Source organism: Acinetobacter tjernbergiae DSM 14971 = CIP 107465, assembly GCF_000374425.1.
Lineage (GTDB): Bacteria > Pseudomonadota > Gammaproteobacteria > Pseudomonadales > Moraxellaceae > Acinetobacter > Acinetobacter tjernbergiae.
This window is the reverse complement of the sequence record NZ_KB894358.1, coordinates 62,358-79,123: the sequence shown is the minus strand read 5'-3', so window position 1 is coordinate 79,123 and position 16,766 is coordinate 62,358. Positions and strand designations below refer to the sequence as shown.

The 16,766-nt window shown below is 36.1% G+C and carries 14 protein-coding genes; 12 read left to right on the top strand and 2 right to left on the bottom strand.

Features of this window, described 5'->3' with window-relative positions; genetic code table 11:
• Window positions 1-39 precede the first annotated feature (39 nt).
• Together C502_RS0105965 and C502_RS0105960 are read left to right on the top strand one after the other, a co-directional pair.
• Window positions 40-495: a hypothetical protein gene (locus tag C502_RS0105965; protein ID WP_018677922.1), complete on the top strand. Its 456-nt coding sequence runs from the start codon at window positions 40-42 to the stop codon at window positions 493-495.
• A complete protein-coding gene (locus C502_RS0105960; RefSeq protein ID WP_018677921.1) occupies window positions 476-937 on the top strand; it encodes a hypothetical protein in 462 nt (153 codons plus the stop codon). Before C502_RS0105965 ends, C502_RS0105960 begins: the two co-directional genes overlap by 20 nt.
• A gap of 33 nt (window positions 938-970) precedes the next feature.
• Here C502_RS0105960 and C502_RS0105955 read toward each other — a convergent pair whose 3' ends face one another.
• A complete protein-coding gene (locus C502_RS0105955; RefSeq protein ID WP_018677920.1) occupies window positions 971-1,468 on the bottom strand; it encodes a hypothetical protein in 498 nt (165 codons plus the stop codon).
• A gap of 107 nt (window positions 1,469-1,575) precedes the next feature.
• Between C502_RS0105955 and C502_RS0105950 the strand changes: the two genes are divergently transcribed.
• The 3 genes from C502_RS0105950 (at window position 1,576) to apbC (ending at window position 4,230) form a co-directional block, all read left to right on the top strand.
• Entirely contained in the window at window positions 1,576-2,112 is a 537-nt protein-coding gene (locus C502_RS0105950; protein ID WP_018677919.1) for a GNAT family N-acetyltransferase, read from the top strand.
• A 191-nt stretch (window positions 2,113-2,303) separates the two neighbouring features.
• Window positions 2,304-2,840 (top strand): hypothetical protein, encoded by a 537-nt coding sequence (locus C502_RS0105945; RefSeq protein ID WP_018677918.1) that lies wholly within the window; start codon window positions 2,304-2,306, stop codon window positions 2,838-2,840.
• A gap of 160 nt (window positions 2,841-3,000) precedes the next feature.
• Window positions 3,001-4,230, top strand: coding sequence for an iron-sulfur cluster carrier protein ApbC (gene apbC / locus C502_RS0105940; protein ID WP_018677917.1), 1,230 nt, complete (start codon window positions 3,001-3,003; stop codon window positions 4,228-4,230).
• Window positions 4,231-4,259: 29 nt separating this feature from the next.
• On the opposite strand, the gene C502_RS0105935 is transcribed toward apbC, so the two are convergent.
• Window positions 4,260-4,832 (bottom strand): DUF2062 domain-containing protein, encoded by a 573-nt coding sequence (locus tag C502_RS0105935; protein ID WP_018677916.1) that lies wholly within the window; start codon window positions 4,830-4,832, stop codon window positions 4,260-4,262.
• Between the two features lie 313 nt (window positions 4,833-5,145).
• Between C502_RS0105935 and C502_RS0105930 the strand changes: the two genes are divergently transcribed.
• The 7 genes from C502_RS0105930 to C502_RS0105900 all read left to right on the top strand — a co-directional run bounded on the left by C502_RS0105930 (window position 5,146) and on the right by C502_RS0105900 (window position 16,671).
• The gene (locus tag C502_RS0105930) at window positions 5,146-5,739 is read left to right on the top strand and encodes a LysE family translocator (protein ID WP_018677915.1); all 594 of its coding nucleotides are present in this window, start codon (window positions 5,146-5,148) and stop codon (window positions 5,737-5,739) included.
• 114 nt (window positions 5,740-5,853) lie between these two features.
• Window positions 5,854-6,423 (top strand): dCTP deaminase, encoded by a 570-nt coding sequence (dcd, locus tag C502_RS0105925; protein WP_018677914.1) that lies wholly within the window; start codon window positions 5,854-5,856, stop codon window positions 6,421-6,423.
• A gap of 1,009 nt (window positions 6,424-7,432) precedes the next feature.
• On the top strand, window positions 7,433-8,839 hold the full coding sequence (locus C502_RS0105920; protein WP_018677913.1) for a hypothetical protein: 1,407 nt from the start codon (window positions 7,433-7,435) through the stop codon (window positions 8,837-8,839).
• Window positions 8,840-9,250: 411 nt separating this feature from the next.
• Window positions 9,251-10,651, top strand: a complete 1,401-nt coding sequence (locus tag C502_RS0105915; RefSeq protein ID WP_018677912.1) for a hypothetical protein — start codon at window positions 9,251-9,253, stop codon at window positions 10,649-10,651.
• Window positions 10,652-10,892: 241 nt separating this feature from the next.
• The gene (locus C502_RS0105910) at window positions 10,893-13,235 is read left to right on the top strand and encodes a hypothetical protein (RefSeq protein WP_018677911.1); all 2,343 of its coding nucleotides are present in this window, start codon (window positions 10,893-10,895) and stop codon (window positions 13,233-13,235) included.
• A gap of 14 nt (window positions 13,236-13,249) precedes the next feature.
• Window positions 13,250-14,026 (top strand): DUF6160 family protein, encoded by a 777-nt coding sequence (locus C502_RS0105905; protein WP_018677910.1) that lies wholly within the window; start codon window positions 13,250-13,252, stop codon window positions 14,024-14,026.
• Between the two features lie 38 nt (window positions 14,027-14,064).
• Complete coding sequence (locus C502_RS0105900) at window positions 14,065-16,671, top strand: DUF6160 family protein (protein WP_018677909.1); 2,607 nt, start codon at window positions 14,065-14,067, stop codon at window positions 16,669-16,671.
• Window positions 16,672-16,766 lie beyond the last annotated feature (95 nt).

Here is a 16,766-nt window from a genome sequence, read left to right as displayed (position 1 = left end):
GTTAAGAATAAGTACAATCTCAAAAATAGAGGAATAGAAATGAGGTCTTGGTCTTTGGTCTGTGCATCACTCTCAGCCAGTTTAGTTTCTGTTTTTAGTTTTGTGATTCCATTTTGTTTGTTCTTAAATTTTCGACAGAATCATCTGATTCATGTGGCCAGTGATGGGATGGAAGTCATGATGTATCTAACGCCAATCCTCATCGTTTTGGTTTTTATCTTTTACTTGATTGTTTTTGCAGTATTGAAATTACCTGAACAGATTTTCGATCCGAGCCAATTGCTAAAAGTAGGAATTATCCTTTTTAGTTGTTGGATGTCCTTAGTATTAATGATCTTTTTTGAAGCGCGAGCGAACGAGACAGATTTTTCAGTTTTGGTGATTGGTTTAGTGATTTATTTAGGACTTCTGTTTATTGCAATTCTCGGCTGTATGAGCGCGAATGTTTGCTATCTCGTGATGAGGAAAAAGATTAATGACAAAAAATTATTGTGATGAAACGTTAATTTTTGAACGTTGGTTTGTACGCTCAATTATTTCAGGCGTTGTTGCAACAGCCAGTATAATCATCTTAGTTTGGTGTTTTTTGATGTATGAACAGATATTTTCATCTCAAGATATTTCTAATGGTGTGCTGAGAGGCGTTGCAACTATCATTATGTTTTCTCCAATTTTAATTGGATGCCTTAGTTTTATTTATTTGATTTGTTACTACTTTTTACCTCAGCCTAAAAAGATAATCGATATATCTCAACTGTTCAGAGGTTTAGGGCTGATATTAGTCGGTTATATTCTGAGTATTATGATTGTTTTAGGTAGAAAAAGCTTTCAATCTGAACTATTTATTACTTTAATTTTTGCATATATTTTTATGCTAGTTCCACTGTTGTTGGGATTTATTGCTGCGAATGGTTTTGAAAAATTAAAGCGCAGTTGAGTTGTTTTGTTCAAAAGTATGTATCCCGAAGGATTACATACTTTGCATTTGCTTAACGGTCACACTTTGCTTAGAGTTCTTTCTTAAAGAAATGATTTTTCCTTTAGACAAGAAATGAATGTGATAGCTCTTTAAGCTATTGGTTTTTGGGTCAACTGTGATTTCAGCAAAGAGTGGTGTTTGCCAAAGTTCATCACTTCCTAACGTACCTAACCACGCTTGAGCTTTGATCACAGCCGTAAATTCATTTTTGATTTCTAAATTACTAATACTTAGTTCACTACACCAATGAATAGTTTTCGGAAATTCAACTTTAGAAAATTTCCAACAGATCGAAAGTGCTAGGCTTGATGCAATTCCAGCATAATCATTGCTTTCATTATGAATAGCAGGAAGGAGTTGCTCAGCCAAATCACTTTCAAAAGAATCAATCATGTTTTGGATTCTTCTTTTACTTGAAAGAATATACTTCAAACGTTTTTCCTGAGCTTGAAGTTCATTTTGGATGTCTAAAAGTTCATTTTCATTCATATATAAAGCTTTATAGATAAGGTGAAGATTGTGATAGCGTAAAAGTATATCTGATCTGTCCCTTGATATTGTTAATACTTTTGAATACAAATTTATTGGTTCTAAAAATGATCGAAACAGCTCGACTACGTTTAAGACAATGGCAAACAGAGGACTATGCGCCCTGTGCTGCAATGAGCACCAATCCACAGGTGATGGAATATTTTCCAAAACAACTCACGCGAGCAGAAAGCGATGCCATGATTGATAAAATGAAATCGATTATCGAAATGCAAGGCTGGGGCTTGTGGGCAGTTGAGTTAAAGCACAATCAGCAATTCATTGGCTTTGTTGGTTTGCATGATCAACCGACACAATTTTCATTTTCTCCCTGCGTTGAAATTGGTTGGCGTTTAGATCACGCTTATTGGGGGAAAGGATACGGATATGAAGCAGCAAATGCCGCCCTAGATTTTGCTTTTAATCATTTACAACTTGAAAAAGTCGTGTCTTTTACCACTTTAGATAATCTTCGATCACAAGTTCTTATGCAAAGATTGGGCATGGGAAAAGTAGCAGAATTTCAACATCCTACTTTATCAAAGGATCATCCACTCAGTTGGCATATATTGTATGAAATTCGGCAGTCCGATCGTATTAAGTAATTCAGTTGTTATGCATTTATATGATGTTTATATCTGAAAATTCAAATGGTTATTTATTAGCAATAAATTGAATCATCCTGTATCCCATTTGTTTCAATTTGCAGCAATTCCTATAACTGTCGACAGAATCTTGTATAACTGTAATTGAAATCAACTGTGACTTATATACGATATAACAAGAGGACCAAGACATGAGTAATGACAAAATTGATCAGTTAAAAGAGTTCGCATCTAAAGACGTGGCGCAAACTAAAACAGATTTACAGCAAGCCAAAGATAAAGTCAGCGAATTTGGAAATGATATCAAACAAAAAGGTCAGGAAACGGTCGAAGATGTTAAAAACTTTGCAGCAAAAGACCTTGAACAGACAAAAGCTGATTTGCAACAAGCAAAAGATAAAGCCAATGAGTTGAAACAAAAGGGTGAGCAGGCTTTAGATGATTTAAAGACCAATGCAACAGATCAGTATGGTGAGAGTAAAGCCGCTTTGACTGCCAAAGCCGATGAACTAAAAGAAAAACTGGCGGATACTCAACATGCAGCTAAAGAGAAGTTGGATCATTTAAAAGAAGAAGCAAGCCATAAGCTGGAAGATGCTAAGGCAAAAGCTGCTGAATTAAAAGATGAGGCTGCTGCTAAACTTGAAGATTTAAAAGCTCAAGCGAGCCATAAACTGGATGATTTAAAGAAAGCGGCAACAGATACCTTTAACAAATTCAAAGGTTAATTTTTGGATGAACTTTTAAATAAGTAATGCTTATATTCAGAGAAGAAAATTGCTATAAAAATGAGTAATTATCTTCTCTGATATGAGCGCCGTATCTTCAATACTGATAAACTAGCCAAATTCAGTGATATGTTGATCATCTGTTTTTGGAGTAAATAAAATGTCGTGGCTTTCTTCCTTAAAATCTGTTTTTTCACCAGCACAAGAAGTGAAGGAAGACGAGATTCAAACCGTTTTACAAAATTATGTACTGCCACATTCTGAAAATGGTTTGAAAGATCGTATCAGCCAAGTCAATGTGCAAGGTCGAATTTTACAACTCACGATCAATACGTTCCCTCAAGAAAAAGACCATTTACAACAGATTCATGATGAGCTTGCCGAAGCCTTAGAAAAATGCGGTATTCAAGAATTAAATTTACATATTATTCAACAAAAACATGCGGCACATGGTGAAGCAGGTCATAGCTGTTCATCTAAACCTAAAGCTGAAAATAGCAATTTACCCCCAGTGATGGATGCATCGCCTAAAGCTGAAGTTGACCCCAATAATCCACCCATTCAAAAGGCTGCGCCACAACAACGTGATGTTGCTGCACACCCTCGTATTCAGAATGTAATTTTGGTGTCGTCAGGTAAAGGTGGCGTTGGTAAATCAACGACAACAGTGAACCTTGCACTTGCTTTACAACAACTTGGTTTAAAGGTTGGTGTTTTAGACGCAGATATTTATGGGCCTAGTATTCCAACGATGTTGGGTAATGCTGGTCGCACGCCACAAATTGAAAATGAAAATTTTGTACCTTTAGATGCCTATGGTATGGCGGTACTTTCAATTGGGCATTTAATTGGTGCGCACAATACACCTGTGGCTTGGCGTGGGCCGAAAGCAACAGGTGCTTTGATGCAACTGTTTAATCAAACCTTATGGCCAGATTTGGATGTATTAGTCATTGATATGCCACCAGGCACTGGTGATATTCAATTGACCTTGGCACAACGTATTCCTGTAACAGGTGCAGTGATTGTCACTACCCCTCAAAATGTTGCACTCATGGATGCTGTAAAAGGAATTGAGCTTTTTAACAGAGTGAATATTCCAGTGTTGGGTGTCATTGAAAATATGTCGACTCATATTTGTTCTAATTGCGGTCATGAAGAACAGATTTTTGGTGTTGGTGGTGGAGATCAATTGTCTGAGCAATACGATATTCCACTTTTGGGACGCCTACCTTTGGATGCGAAGATTCGTGAACATGCGGATAATGGAAAACCAAGTGTGATTGCTCAAGATACAGCGGCAGAGAGTTATCTCAATATTGCCCAAGCTGTACTGCAACAAATGGGTAAGCTGCCACAACGTCAGCGAGATGAAAATCGTATTTTCTAACTCTAAATGCAAAAGCCTCTAAATAAATTTTAGAGGCTTTTATTTATTTCGTGATTTGAGAGCTGAGCTTGTTTTCTTTTTTTCCAAGCCTTCACCACGCTCCAGCGCCAAAGTAAATGTGTAATTAAATAAAAACTAATCGCAAATAATACCGCTTCAATGACAAGTCCTGACACTAAAATCTTTGCAAGACTAAAATCAATATGACCGTGCCCAAAATTTTTAAGCCAATTCAAAATTTGATGTAAAACACCCAATAACATGTCCGTATTGATCATATGTACATGATAAATTTTAGTGCCAAACCAAAAACCTAAATAGAGAATTGGAACGACAGTTAGAGGATTGGTTAACCACGCCATACATAGTCCAATCGGTAAGTTCACTTCAAACCATAACACCGTCAGAATAATAAATAGGCTATGAAAGGGTACAGGTAGTATGCCCCAAAATGTTCCAATAAACATGGCTTTAGCGATCGAGCGACGGTTCACATACCAAAGCAAAGGATTTAAGGTACGCTGACCAAAAATTCTCATAAATTTTAGACGAGCGACTTTTTCTGATGAGGGCAGCCACTTATTAAAAAATTTCTTAGGCATAAACGAGGAAGCACATTGAAAGGAAAAAGTGAACGAATGTATATAAAATAACATTATTTACTTATTGAAAACTTAAAATAGAACCAAAGTTTATCTTGTTGAAAAATCAAGGCACGTTGAATACGTTATATGTGTCGTATTTTAGGTCGTTATATTTAGTACAGTGACTCTAGAGTAGAGTGGGCTTGTAATTAATAAAATATAGATAAAACATTTATTTAAATAGCCTTCCGTCATAAGTGCTTACAGTTAAAATTTTGCTATCAATTCGTAATTATATTAATCTGAACTTATCTTTCAGTGAGGTCATTCAATGATTTCATGGTTTTTTATTGGTTTAGTTATAACCATTTTGCTGACTCCAGGTCCAACCAATACTTTACTTGCATCTTCTGGTATTCAAGTTGGATTGCGTAAATCTTTATTATTGATTCCAGCAGAAGCGGTTGGCTATATTCTTGCGATTAGTGCTTGGGGAATGCTGATTGGTAAAGTTTCAGCAACTTTACCTTTATTACCAACATTTTTGAAATTATTAAGTGCAGGTTATATTCTTTTCCTTGCAATTAAACTATGGCGTACTGCAAACCAAGACGTGATCTTAAATCAACCGACAATTCGACCTAGGGAATTGTTATGTGCGACATTATTAAACCCTAAAGCACTATTATTTGCTTCAGCAATTTTCCCAACTACAGCATGGCAAAATCAAGAAATTTACCTTGCTCATATGAGTAGTTTTGTGGGGATGATTCTTCCAATTGCTTTATTCTGGATTTCTGTTGGTGCAGCATTGGCAACCAACAAAGTGAAATGGTTATCTCAATCTAAGTTACAGCGGACTGCATCGATTGTTCTTGTCAGCTTTGCTATTCCGATCAGCTACTCTGCTTTGATTAATTTATAACATATCACCTTGTTATCTCTGAATCATTTGGGTAACAAGGTACTGTTGTTTCTATTCACGTCATTTTGCGTTAAAGTACTCGCCAATCATTAACTTAGATTTTGGATAAAAGTCATGGCAATAAAATCTGATCGTTGGATTCGTGAAATGAGCGAACAACACGGTATGATTGAACCTTATGCAGAAAATCAAGTCCGTTTCGATGAAAATGGGGAAAAGTTGATTTCTTATGGGGTCTCTAGCTATGGCTACGATGTGCGTTGTGCGCGTGAATTTAAGGTTTTTACCAATGTCCATTCAGTGATTGTTGATCCGAAAAATTTTGATGATAAAAGTTTTATTGATATTGAATCAGATGTTTGTATCATTCCACCGAATTCATTTGCTCTAGCACGTACGATTGAATATTTCCGTATTCCGCGTAATGTTCTAACGGTGTGTTTGGGTAAATCAACCTACGCGCGCTGTGGGATTATTGTGAATGTGACACCATTAGAACCAGAATGGGAAGGTCACGTCACACTTGAGTTTTCGAATACAACAAATTTACCAGCGCGTATCTATGCAGGTGAAGGCGTAGCACAAATGCTATTTTTTGAAAGCGATGAAGTGTGTGAAACTTCTTATAAAGATCGTGGTGGTAAATACCAAGGACAAACTGGCGTTACTTTACCAAGAACTTAATAATATTATGGGTATTCATCATCTGACATCATGATGAATACTTTATTTTATCAAATAAATATAAAGATCTAAGAGTCAATTTTTGTCGTCCGCATGCATATGATTTCTTTAAATCGATCATTTCTAATCAATATTTGGGGTCTAAATGAGATAGAATTTAAACTCCAGCCTATAATCACAATATTTTTAATTATTGTTTTGACCATTCTATAACTAAATCGTTTAAAACAAAGCTTTTTATCTTTTATAGTGTAATTTAAGGCTCTGTTTTTATTGTATTTTTTATTTAATAAAAGTTATTCAATTACAATGGTTTTCTTGTTTGCAAAGTGACTAGGATGATTATTTTTATGGTAGCAAAAATTGGCATACCTCGAGCATACTAACGATACTATTTAGCTTTGTAGACCATACTATTATGTACTATTTTCTTTACACGATACTTATAGGTGTGCAGGATTATTTTCGGAATAACAATAATATAGGTTTCTCGATTTTACTTTAATAATCCAAAGAACGATCATTTTATTAGTAACATTATACTTATCTTCGGGGGTACCATTAAAATAAATTTCATCCATTTCAACCTGAGCAGTAAATATCTCATTATTGATAAGTGATAAATAGGTTGTTTTTAATATCAAACTATTTGAAGAATCTCTGTTTTTTGGAAAGATGAAAAATTATAAGTATTAAAAATAATTTTTCTATTTTGAGTATAGTAATTTAGTGGTAGATATTTTGTCTTGAAAAATAGGATTTTTGTTAAATATTTTTAATGGAAATTTTATTATTTTATAGGTGTTTAGGTTTGTTTATTGATAAATAATGATGGTCGGTATTTTACTTTTTGATAAAATGTGAGATAAATGACACTGGTGGTCAATAATAAACAAAATAGAGTGAGGTAGTTTTAATTTATGGATTTTTAAAAATCACTGTTTTAAATAGTGATTTGTGATGATATTAAAAATGTAATAAAAATAAACACATATGGATGTATGGTATTATGAGGCAGTATCGTTTTTACTATTATGCGATGTTTTTTTCTTTCATTAGCATATTCTTTAATTCAACAAATGCTGAATCGTTAAAACTCAAAGTATTGAGTGATGATGAAATGTCTGCGACTACTGGGCAGGCTTTAATGAGTCTGACTTATATTTCTCCAAAAGATAATGCCAATTTAGAGTCCAAACGCACGGGGATTACTGACCCAAGTAATGGCGGAATTGGATTTTATAAATTGGGGCTTGAGGCGTTATTGGAACTAAATATAAATATCAAAAAATTACAATTAGGCTGTGGCGGTGTTAATGGTGCAGGTGCGTGTGATATTGATATTGACAACCTAAGTTTAAGTGGCTTAGGTAATTCGGCAACGTCCAATACTGACAGTGTGACTGATCGAAATGCTCGAGTGGGTTCTTCGGCGGCCTTGACCAATCCCTTTATTCAATTTGCGATTAAGAACCCAAACAGTGCAGCAACGCGCGAGGTTGTAGGACTTAATTTAAGTGCTGAGAAATCAGTAGGTTTAATTACTTTCGGTACTGAGAATAGTGCAAATGCGAATGGTATTAAGTCATTGAGTGGTTATATGGAAGTCGCTGCAACTACAGGTACTGCATTGGTAAATGGATATGGTACAAGTTTGGTTGGAGGAGAGGCGGCACTAGGGCAGCTAAAACAATCTGATGGGTATAATGCGATTAGTGGTAAAGCTTGTTGTATTCTTTTTGGTGGAAATTTAAATTTTACGACAACTAGCTATAGTTTAAATCTTCGTGATAAAGCGACAGGAAGTAATATTCTAAAAGGTGATTTAACACTTCCACAGCAAGTAATTACGGGTAAGCGGATTAGTACTGCACCTTTAGCTGCAACCGCTTTAGTTCGTGATATTGATTTATCTGGCAATATTGTTGCTGTTGCTGCTGGTCTTATTAATTTAAATAAACAAACAAGTGGATTGATTAAAAATCTGACCGTTGATGTTGCAATTAGTGAAAATTTAGGCTTTTTTCACAAAGCAAGCTTAAATGGAACGGCAGCTTCATTGTCTTTACAGTCTCAAGATATTCAATGGACAAATAATGTATCTGTTGCACAAAAAGGGTGGTGGCTAGAGTTCTCAAATCCAATCGATATTGGGAAAATTGATCCGACGTTAGCTGTAAATATTCCGAAAGCAACATTGAATGAAGTTATGGACCAAGTAAGTAATTATTTAACAAATATACAACCTGTAGATTGTGGTCCAATTTTTGCGATTAATTGTTTAGCAGGAAGTACCATTCCAGTAGGAACTGTAGATTTAATTAATGCTGCACATGCAAGTATGACCTTAATCGATTTGCAATTGGCTAAACAAGACTTTACACCCAACTGTTATGGCACACTAAAGTTTTGCTAATGGTATAAATTTAACAAGCAGCTTAGGCTGCTTTTTTTATTTTCATTTATCAGAAAAATGTAACATTTAGCCAGTTTGTTTTGCATTTGTGTAATTAATCGGCATAATGGGGTGAGATAACATAGGTCAAACCTATTATTTATGTGATGCTTGGAAGCACTTCTCTATATTTAAGAGATTTAAATCACTTATATAGGATAAAAATAATGTGGTGTGGAGCATCGTTAACAGGAAATTCAAAATGACTACAGTTTGCATGGAATTGCTCCAAAGCGACTGTTAAACGAGTTTATTTAATTTTTATATGAGATCACATAAAATTATTGTTTTAGAAGTAGTATGTGATTGTGTATAAGATCTAATAAAAAATAAACAAGTCAAGTATGGATATTTTAACACGGAGGTCGGTTTATGCGACAGTATAAAGTATTTTATTGTGCAATGCTTGCTTTAGGCAGTCTATGCTTTGGCTCAGCACATGCCGAATCTTCAACACTTAAAACGCTTAGTGATAGTGAGATGTCTGCAGCGACTGGGCAGGCTTTAATGAGTCTGACTTATATTTCTCCAAAAGATAATGCCAATTTAGAGTCCAAGCGCACGGGGATTACTGACCCAAGTAATGGCGGAATTGGATTCTATAAGTTGGGACTTGAGGCGTTATTAGAGCTAAACGTAAATATAAAAAGATTACAATTAGGCTGTGGTGGTGTAAACGGTGCAGGTGCATGTGATATCGATATTGAAAATCTAAGTTTAAGTGGCTTAGGTAATTCGGCAACGTCCAATACTGACAGTGCGACTGACCGAAATGCTCGAGTGGGTTCTTCGGCGGCCTTGACCAATCCCTTTATTCAATTTGCGATTAAGAACCCAAATAGTGCAGCAACGCGCGAGGTTGTAGGACTTAATTTAAGTGCTGAGAAAGCAGTGGGCTTAATTACTTTTGGTACTGAGAATAGTGCGAATGCGAATGGTATTAACTCATTGAGTGGTTATATGGAAGTTGCTGCAACTACAGGTACTGCATTAGTAAATGGTTTTGGTACTAGTTTAGTGAGTGGAGAGGCTGCTAGAGGAACGTTAAATCAATCTGATGGATATAATGCAATTACAGGTAAGGCATGTTGTGTGTTTTTTGTTCCCTTAGATTTTACTACGACAGCTTACAACCTTAATCTTCGTGATAAAGCGACAGGGAGTAATATTCTAAAAGGTGATTTAGTACTACCTCAACAAGTAATTACAGGTAAACGGATTAGTACTGCACCTTTAGCTGCAACCGCTTTAGTTCGTGATATTGACTTAAGTGGTACTTTGAGTGCAAATGCAGCAGGATTGATTAATTTAAATAATAAAACCACTTCGGGAACGATCAAGAATCTAACTGTTGATGTTGCAATTAGTGAAAATTTAGGCTTTTTTCACAAAGCAAGTTTAAATGGAACAGCAGCTTCATTGTCTTTACAGTCTCAAGATATTCAATGGACAAATAATGTATCTGTTGCACAAAAAGGATGGTGGTTAGAGTTCTCAAATCCAATCGATATTGGGAAAATTGATCCAACACTTAAAGTAGATATTCCGAAAGCAACATTAAATGATGTATTTACCCAAGTAAGTGCTTATTTAACAGCCAATCCAGTTCAATGTGGTTCTATTATTGCGCAAGATTGCTTGTTGGGGAGTGCAATTCCAGTAGGAACTGTAGATTTAATTAATGCTGCACATGCAAGTATGACGTTAATCGATTTGCAATTGGCTAAACAAGACTTTACACCAAACTGTTATGGCACACTAAAGTTTTGCTAATGGTATAAATTTAACAAGCAGCTTCGGCTGCTTTTTTTATTTTCATTTATCGGAAAAATGTAACATTTAGCCAGTTTGTTTTGCATTTGTGTAATTAATCGGCATAATGGGGTGAGATAACATAGGTCAAACCTATGATTTAAGTGATGCTTGGAAGCACTTCTCTATATTTAAGAGATTTAAATCACTTATATAGGATAAAAATAATGTGGTGCGGAGCATCGTTAACAGGAAGGTCAAGATGACTACAGTTCGTACGGTATCATTTCAAAAAACTGTTTTAGCGAGTTTGATTGGCTTTTGTATAAGCCAACCTGCTTTCGCATTGCAAGAGCTCTCCGATGATGGCTTAAGTCAAACAACGGGTGAAGGAATTGCACTATTACCACAAGATGCTTATTTTGTATTTCGGGGTGCAGGTGCAAATGAAACTCAGACAGATATTTTAGACCCGACAAAACGAATCAATGACACAGGATATATTCATTATTTACCTGTAGGTGGATTGACTTCGACTGTGCAAGATACGAATAAAGACGGCAATGTGAATGCTTCTGATCATTCTGTGGGTAAAGCTGATCTTTATTTATATGGTTTGGCACTTTCTAGAAATGCAAATAATAATTCAAATAGTCGTTTAGATTCCGGGTTAACAAGTGGTATTGCTAATGCTGCAATTCGAAGTTGGGGGACCGCAACTAATCCATGGATATTTAAAGCAACAACTGCTAAAAATGTTCCAAATTTTAGTGCGAGTAATTGCTCTGGGAGCACTGATTTATCTTGTCAGATTACTTATCTTAATTTAGAAGCACCGTTGTATGAAACGACCTTACCAACCACAGCTGCTAGTGGAGCTGATGCTTATAATTTAAAGCTCGCATTATGGGCTGATGCCTTTATTCGAGACCAAAGTAAAGCAGAGGGAAATGCAGATCAATTTAAATTAGGTGAGTTGTTTAGTACAACACATACACCAAGAACAGAAGAGGCTGAAAGGGCAAACCGACTTAGACTTCAAGCGATTTGGAATGGCTTTAGTATTAATGGCAGTAATTTGCAAATGTTCCAAACGCTAAAAGGAGCAACTGATACTGCAGGATTAAGTTATTTCTATAATAATACTTTTGGGATGTCTGGAATTTTACGTTTCAATAGTGGAGATGCAAGTGGTTTAAAAGCGAGTATCACAAGACCAACGGTGAGTCGAACTGAAAGTACAACGTTACGTTACTCTACACAAGATTTGAATTATGTTGACTCAGGTACTGAGCCTACGGATGCGTCATTTAATAGTCGTATTTACCAATTAAGAACGAAAAATACCACAGACTCCATTAGCGCTTGGAGTTTTACAATGCCAACAGTCAACAGCGTTCTCAGATTTAGTACGCAAGAGTGTGGTGCTGGAAATTTAAATGGTTGTACTACGGGTACAGCACAAGGCTTATTAGCTAGTCCAGGAATTAGTGGTAGCGGCGCAACAACGGCACCAAACTTTTCACCAAATGAAGGATTGTTTATGTACAATCCAAATATTAATTTAGTTTTAGGCTCTTTATATCAGCCTGTCATTTTGGGTTCAGATGGTAAAAATTTCAGTCTAGAAGTGACTAGAATTCCAAATAAAGAAGAAATTTATAAGAAAATTTATACAGATTACAGTGGTTTAGATGCAACTTATTTGGGTTCGACCTGTAACGTTTATCAATGTGGAACAAGTGAGCTAGCCGGTTATCAAGGAGGGTCTCCTCGCGATGATTACTCAGCTACAGCTTTAGCAAATAAAAAACTAGCAACACATAGTAGTCTTAGTATTGGTACTGTCGAGTCACTTGATGGTGGCAGGACTCTCCAAGCCTTTAAGGGTACAGCTACCCAAGATGCGATTGGTATTTCATTTGGACTGATACCAACTGGGACTACAAATATAGCTGCTAAAACAAATAATTATTATCAATTAGAGGCCCGTCTTCGTACTTATTATACGCCAAATGGTTGTGTTGCAGGCGGTGCAGGAACGCCAGATTGTACAAACAATACCACCAGTACAACGGCTAACCAACAAAATAGATGGACTTATGCAACAGGTCTAAATAGTACGGGTCAGACAGCGAATCCTTATGGTGTCAGTATAAACTCAAGTAGTTGGCGAAATTTTTCCTCATTTAGAGCGTATTTCGATTGGGCTACAGATGGTAGTAGATGTAATAACAGTACTGGTACGGCAAATACTTGTTTTGATTTCGCAATGACAGGTGGAAATTCAAATGGTAGTGGCGATGCTGGCTGGATTGCGGTTAATAGTTTTGATGTAGCTGAAATTGCTGCAGGGTATAATCCAACTATCGCACATACTGCTTATACTGCGGGGACCAATACCGCCCGTCAAATTACGATTCCAGCTTGGGCTGCTTTACCAACATGGAATGCAAATCAGGGAACAGGAGCGAATTATAGTGGTACGAAGTGGACTTCAAATCCAGCGCCGTCTAGTCCAAATGTTGGGCTGAATAATATGGGGTCAGCTGTAATTGATGGCTTACTTATTCAGCATATGAAAATAACAACAGCTGGACTATAAACAGGAGTAATGCCATGAAAAAAACTATTTTATTTCTATTATTTGCAACAAGTTTCTCACATGCAGAATTACAAGTTTTAGATAATCAGGCTTTACAAGCAGTGGAAGGGCAGGCTGGTGCAGATTTATCATTAAAGTTATCGTTAAACCATAATGTAATGTCTAATGCTGATTTACAGGATGCAACTAAATCACCCACATTTAATTGTACTAATTTGGAATATTGTCGCTTAGCAATTTCATTTAATAAGCGTTTTGTACAACAAAATACAGGTGATGCGGCTGATTTGTGGACTAAAGCTGCAAGTGATCCTTCAAGTACGGCTAAAGGTCGAAAATTATGGTTAGTTATGAAAGGAATTCAAGGAACCACTAATATCCAAAAGCTGGGTTTAGATGGTGTTGATCTTGTTTATAAAAATGATAGTGGTGTTGACAAGATTAAACCAGCTATTCAATTAAGTTTTGATGTGTCAAAGCCTATTCAGATCCGTAATTTTGGTTTTAATGCTTTGTCTATCGAACAAGATAAGGTACTTTCTTATTATGATGCTAGTGGGAATTTGATTGAAGAATCAAGTACAACTCCAAGTGATTATGGTTACTTAAAAACCTCTACATATGCGGCTAAAACTCAGACTATGGGAACAGTTGCAAGTGGAGCGACAACAGCGAATAACTATGATACTGGTCGAGAAACTGGTTTTATGGGAGTACAGATGAATGGGAATCTTGCATTGCAAGGAAGGGTGATGATGTTTGGTTGTGATGGCAGCCACCCTCGTTGCTAATAATCATTACTCTTTATTGATTCACAAGGATTTAAGTGATGAAAAAAAATAACCAAAATCACAATACAACTTGTTTTACAATGACAACGTTAGCCTTAAGCTTGTTATTGGCGAGTCATTCTGCATTTGCTTTACAACGTTTAGATGATAGTGCTCTACGTAATGTGAATGGCCAAGATGGTGTACAAATTGCAACAACCTATGATGCCGTTGATGTTCAACAATTTTACTGGGAAGATGATGCCGGTCGAGGAAGTAATGGAGCAACCAATACTAAGTTAAGAGCAATAGCCGAAGGTTTTAAGATCAGACAAAGTAATGCTTCAACCTTGGCTTTAGGTACCGATTATAAAATTAACATTGGTAGTGAGGCTGGCAAGTCTGGTTTAGATTTAGAATTATCAAGTAATCCATCTCTAATTACTGTCGATGCATTTAAGATTTGTGATACTGAAGCAAGTGCTCGTTGTAGTGATCCTGTAGGTACTTTGGGAATTCAAACAAGCTCAGCGATTGGACTTAGTTTTAAAACCCGCGATGGCTTATTTAGTAAAACGAGTCAATCCAGTCTAGTTCTAGGTTTAAAAAATATTAATCTTTATCTTGGACAGGTAGATGTTAATAATCAACTGAATCAACTCATACTCAAAAACCTCAATTTTAACTTTTTAGGTAAGGGGGTAATGTATGTTGATGATAAAGAAGGATTACGAATCCAAACTAATTCAGTTGGTACAGCAAATGCATTAACGACAGATAAACCAAGCTCAACTTTAGGTTATGTTGATTTTACGAGAGTAGAGGATAGTGGTAGCTCAGCGATTACGGCTCAATCATATAAGAATGGTACTAATAAGGCGACAAATGCTGGTTTAAACCTCGAATTTATGATGAATAAAAATGTTAATAATACTGACAATAATACACGTTATGCAGTTACCTCTGATACGAAGAGTCCTACTGGAGCGGTAGGATTGATTCGCGTAGGCGCTAGTGGTCGTATGGTCAATGGTTCTTTACAGGTTCGTGGGTTAGAAAGTGCAACTCGACCAAATCCTATAATTGCTGTTGGGCAATATGGTAATCCTAATAATACCAATATATTGGGAACATCTAATAATGGTGCTGGTGCTGCCGCTTTAGGTGGTAATATTATGGGTAATTCAGGCATAGCATTTCGTATGAAAGCGGATTTTACGACTGATACCGATATGATGTTGGATACCAATATGGATGGTACGGTTAGTGCAGCTGAAAAGACCAATGCCACAACTTTAGAAATCGGTGGTGCAGGATTAAATACTTATGGGTTTGAATTTGGAAACTTAACAGGTCTTCAATCTGGAACACGTGGTTCTTTTGATAGTGGAAATGTATATATAAATTTAGTTGATTCAAAATCAGTGGTACTACCAGCCAATTATATGTTTCAGACGAGCCGTTTTGGTGGAACGAGTGGTAGTTATTTAACAAATGCTGCTGATTATACTCAAAATATTCATACAGGTACTGGGAATACAAATCCATATAGCATGTTGATTGCAGTTCGTGGTGCAGAGTTTCAAGCGATTTCACGTCAGGGACGTTTTACTAATAGCGCAACTTATAACCCTGCTTCAGGATATCAGCCAATCACAGAGCATGATGGTTCTAATACGACAACGAACAAATTAAACTCTTGGGGATTAGCACTACCGTTCTATAATTTAAATGCCAATATGGCAATGTATGGTACTAAAATAGATGCTTCTACTGTTTATACATATGATATGAGTGGTAATAAAGCAGCTATTGGTGTTGGACAAACTCCACGACTAGGCTTTTCTTTAGCCATGAGTACAGATGGTATTGACCGTAATGGTAGTTTCATAGCACAGGGTAATAAAACAACATCAATTCTAGTTATTGATGGTGGTGATAACGATAATAATACGGCTAATGGTATTCAGCCTGCAAATTATTATATGGGATTACGAAATGTTGATATGCTCTTGAAAGGTGCTGGAACTATTGGTGTTGAAAAAGGCAGCTTTAACGTGAGTTTAAAAGATATGCTTATTGTTATGTCAGCTGAACTTGCTGCAGGATATTTACCTGGTTCTACTTATAAAACATGTGCTCAGAATATTAATGCACTTGGCTGTGCAAGTGGTAGTTCTGCTCCAACGAATAATTTTGCTTTGAAGGATGATGTTCTTTTAGGTCTTAAATTACGCTTGGGGGGAAATATGGACTTTTCTCTTATTCCGAATAATGAGTATAAAAATGATGGTACAGGTAACAGCTTAAATATTGTAGGTGATTTTGAATTAACTGGTTCTAATAATACGATTCAAATCAGTGATCCTGTAGATGGTTCAACTCTAGGTTTAGATAATTTGACTGGTAAACTTGCATTTAATAATGCAATTGTTGTTGGGCGTGATAGTTCTGGTGAAGGGATGGTTGGATTTAATACTGGACTAACATTTAATCCAGCTGGAACGAATGGTACAGGTACAGGTACAGATAAAATTGCGGGCGTATTTAGAGCAAGAGATATTAATTTGTATCCACCAACAACAGGTGCAGGCGCTCGGCTTGGTGAAATGGTACTTACAGGTGGACGTTTAAGTAGCCAACTAGGTATTATTCCAAGAAATTAATTTATTTGGGTATATTATTTAACTACATGATTGAAAATATTGTACTTGAATAATATTGTGCTAGAATTGTGAGCATAATTTAGCCACTTGTCTTA

Coding starts and splice junctions, on each gene's coding strand:
- C502_RS0105965 (WP_018677922.1), top strand. CDS start 40: ATGAGGTCTTGGTCTTTGGTCTGTGCATCACTCTCAGCCAGTTTAGTT.
- C502_RS0105960 (WP_018677921.1), top strand. CDS start 476: ATGACAAAAAATTATTGTGATGAAACGTTAATTTTTGAACGTTGGTTT.
- C502_RS0105955 (WP_018677920.1), bottom strand. CDS start 1,468: ATGAATGAAAATGAACTTTTAGACATCCAAAATGAACTTCAAGCTCAG.
- C502_RS0105950 (WP_018677919.1), top strand. CDS start 1,576: ATGATCGAAACAGCTCGACTACGTTTAAGACAATGGCAAACAGAGGAC.
- C502_RS0105945 (WP_018677918.1), top strand. CDS start 2,304: ATGAGTAATGACAAAATTGATCAGTTAAAAGAGTTCGCATCTAAAGAC.
- apbC (WP_018677917.1), top strand. CDS start 3,001: ATGTCGTGGCTTTCTTCCTTAAAATCTGTTTTTTCACCAGCACAAGAA.
- C502_RS0105935 (WP_018677916.1), bottom strand. CDS start 4,832: ATGCCTAAGAAATTTTTTAATAAGTGGCTGCCCTCATCAGAAAAAGTC.
- C502_RS0105930 (WP_018677915.1), top strand. CDS start 5,146: ATGATTTCATGGTTTTTTATTGGTTTAGTTATAACCATTTTGCTGACT.
- dcd (WP_018677914.1), top strand. CDS start 5,854: ATGGCAATAAAATCTGATCGTTGGATTCGTGAAATGAGCGAACAACAC.
- C502_RS0105920 (WP_018677913.1), top strand. CDS start 7,433: ATGAGGCAGTATCGTTTTTACTATTATGCGATGTTTTTTTCTTTCATT.
- C502_RS0105915 (WP_018677912.1), top strand. CDS start 9,251: ATGCGACAGTATAAAGTATTTTATTGTGCAATGCTTGCTTTAGGCAGT.
- C502_RS0105910 (WP_018677911.1), top strand. CDS start 10,893: ATGACTACAGTTCGTACGGTATCATTTCAAAAAACTGTTTTAGCGAGT.
- C502_RS0105905 (WP_018677910.1), top strand. CDS start 13,250: ATGAAAAAAACTATTTTATTTCTATTATTTGCAACAAGTTTCTCACAT.
- C502_RS0105900 (WP_018677909.1), top strand. CDS start 14,065: ATGAAAAAAAATAACCAAAATCACAATACAACTTGTTTTACAATGACA.